Raw genomic sequence first — 373 nt, 5'->3', positions numbered from 1 at the left:
GCGGATACTGCGGGTGAACGATAACCGGTCGGCGTCGACGGCCGCGGCGTCGGCCGTGTCGTGCATGAGGGTGCGGATGGCGTAGTGCACCAGCAGGTGGCCCCATATTTCCTGCTCGACGCCTTCCGGCGAGCGGGACCGCAGCACTTGCGCCGGTCCGCGCTGATGGGTTTTCAACTCATCCAGCGCGATCTCGATCTCCCAGCGTTCGTGATACAACGCGGCCAGATCGGTCGCCGGGGCGGCTAGTACTGCAACGACACTCAGGTGAGTGGGTGTCCGCGCCGTCGGTAGTGGGATAGGCGTGCTTGGTGTTGGCGGCGGCGTCGCCATCGTGACCAGGTCCAGATGTGGTCGGCGGAGTGCTGGCGGA

Annotated in this window: 1 pseudogene; it reads right to left on the bottom strand. The window is 66.2% G+C overall.

Annotated features, from left to right (window positions below):
* Positions 1–243, bottom strand: a pseudogene (locus IU459_RS37705) (transposase); the annotation flags it as partial.
* Positions 244–373: the final 130 nt, after the last annotated feature.

The sequence above is a fragment of the Nocardia amamiensis genome (genome assembly GCF_015477605.1).
In the GTDB taxonomy this organism is placed as follows: domain Bacteria; phylum Actinomycetota; class Actinomycetes; order Mycobacteriales; family Mycobacteriaceae; genus Nocardia; species Nocardia amamiensis_A.
This window is presented reverse-complemented; position numbering and strand designations above follow the sequence as displayed.